Genomic DNA, 2302 nt, shown 5'->3' on the forward strand with positions numbered 1-2302 from the left:
TCGCGTTCGGTGCCGTCGGACAGTTTCGCGATGCCCGGCATGCTCATGGCTGCGGCCCGCCTCGATCTCGCCGCCGTCTTCCTGTACGCCGGGTCCATCCTGCCGGGCATCGCGAAACTGTCCGACGGCACCGAACGCGACGTGACGATCATCGACGCCTTCGAGGCGGTCGGGGCGTGTGCGCGAGGCCTGATGTCCGAGACCGATCTCGACGCGATCGAACGCGCCATCTGCCCCGGTGAGGGCGCCTGCGGCGGCATGTACACCGCGAACACGATGGCAGCGTCGGCCGAAGCGCTCGGCATGTCGCTGCCGGGAAGCGCATCCCCACCCGCCACCGATCGTCGCCGCGACGGTTTCGCCCGGCGCAGCGGACAGGCGGTGGTCGAGTTGTTGCGTCGCGGAATCACGGCCTCGGACATCCTCACGAAGGAAGCATTCGAGAACGCCATCGCAGTGGTCATGGCGTTCGGCGGCTCTACCAACGCCGTGCTCCACCTGCTCGCGATCGCGCACGAGGCCCGCGTGGATCTGAGCCTGGACGACTTCGTCCGGGTGGGTGCGCGGGTACCGCATCTCGCCGACGTCAAACCGTTCGGCCGGCACGTGATGAAGGACGTCGACCACATCGGCGGCGTCCCGGTCATCATGAAGGCGCTGCTCGACGCGGGTCTGCTGCACGGCGACTGCCTCACCGTCACCGGGAACACCGTGGCCGAGAACCTCGCCGGCATCAGGCCACCGGACCCGGACGGCAAGGTGCTGCGTGCCCTGAGCGACCCCATCCATCCCACGGGGGGCATCACGATCCTGCGGGGCAGTCTCGCTCCCGGCGGAGCGGTGGTGAAGTCCGCAGGCTTCGACGAGTCGGTCTTCGAGGGAACGGCGCGGGTCTTCGAACGCGAACGCGCCGCGATGGACGCGCTCGAGGACGGCACCATCACCGCCGGCGACGTGGTGGTCATCCGGTACGAGGGTCCCAAGGGCGGCCCGGGCATGCGCGAGATGCTCGCGATCACCGGTGCGATCAAGGGTGCCGGGCTCGGCAAGGACGTCCTGCTGCTCACCGACGGCCGGTTCTCCGGTGGCACCACCGGGTTGTGTGTCGGGCACGTCGCCCCGGAGGCCGTCGACGGTGGCCCCATCGCGTTCGTCCGCGACGGCGACCGGATCCGCCTCGACGTCTCGAACGGCCTCCTCGATGTGCTGGTCGACGAGAAGGACATGGAAACGCGGCGGCAGGGCTGGGAGCCACTACCGCCGCGCTACACCCGGGGTGTACTGGCGAAATACACGAAGCTCGTCGGTTCCGCCTCGAACGGTGCGGTGTGCGGGTGAGGGTCGGGTGAACCCTCGCGCCCTGGGGGCATCAGATCGGACGGAAACCTGCTCCCGGCCCGCCCCGGCCGTTGATATCGGCCATGATCACATCGATGTTGGTGCCGACCTCGGGACCGACACATGCCGCGAGCAGGTAGGCATTGACCATCGCGACGAGCGTCGTGCCCACCACCAGCGGCGCACCGGAGTCGCCTTCGACGACGCAGACCTGCGTCCACGTCTCCTGCGAGCCGAACACGTCGCCCCAGACGACTCCGCAGGTATTGCCCGTGGTTCGGCCTTCCTTGCACGCGATGTTCGGGAAGCCCGCGGGAGCGCCGAGGCCCGTGATCGTCACGTCGCCGACGCGGTTGACCGGAACCACCTTGCTCCGGTCGAACTCGATGACGGCGTAGTCGAGCCGCTCGTTGGTCGACACGATGCGGCCCACCGAGCCGGCGGCGAGGTCGTATTCGGCCTTCACCGTCATGCCGGGAGAGCCGCAGTGCGCGGCGGTGAGACCCACCAGGCGACCGGCGGCGTCGTTGCCGATCGTGGTGAGTGTGCAGTCGAAGATGTCCTGCCCGTTGTCTCCGAGAGTGATTCCCGAACCGCCGCCGAGGGTGACCGGGGGTGCTGCGACGGCCACTCCCGAACCCGCTCCGACCAGCGCGACAGCGCTTGCGATTGCAACAACCAGTTTTCTGAACATGGGGCCCCTCCTGCACTGCGCCGTCCGGCGGCCGTCGGGCTGAGCGTACTAGAGGTTTCCGCCGGATTTCCGGGTTGCGCCCAAGCTTTCCAGAGCTTGACGGGCTTCCTCGAGCTCGCGGCTGAGCTGCGCCACCCGTTCTTCGGCGGCGCGACGCGCCTCGTCGATCACCGAGTGGACGGCCTCGGTGGCCGTGGGATCACCGAGTTCCTTCACCGCCCGTTCGACGGCATCGGGCGCGACCGGCGTGGGTTTGCCGACCTTACGGGT

3 protein-coding genes are annotated in these 2302 nt (G+C 68.7%); 1 reads left to right on the forward strand and 2 read right to left on the reverse strand.

The genetic code is table 11. The features are described from left to right. Positions 1-1338 (forward strand): dihydroxy-acid dehydratase (locus R1101_RS0121540; RefSeq protein ID WP_016935318.1); only part of this gene is annotated, 1338 nt, incomplete at its 5' end. Between the two features lie 31 nt (positions 1339-1369). Here the strand turns inward: R1101_RS0121540 and R1101_RS0121545 are convergent. Both R1101_RS0121545 and R1101_RS0121550 read right to left on the reverse strand, forming a co-directional pair. Beyond that, positions 1370-2032, reverse strand: a complete 663-nt coding sequence (locus R1101_RS0121545) for a hypothetical protein (RefSeq protein WP_026003567.1) — start codon at positions 2030-2032, stop codon at positions 1370-1372. A 48-nt stretch (positions 2033-2080) separates the two neighbouring features. After that, positions 2081-2302 (reverse strand): DUF6319 family protein (locus R1101_RS0121550; RefSeq protein ID WP_026003568.1); only part of this gene is annotated, 222 nt, incomplete at its 5' end.

Source organism: Rhodococcus sp. R1101, assembly GCF_000278445.1.
Lineage (GTDB): Bacteria > Actinomycetota > Actinomycetes > Mycobacteriales > Mycobacteriaceae > Rhodococcus > Rhodococcus gordoniae.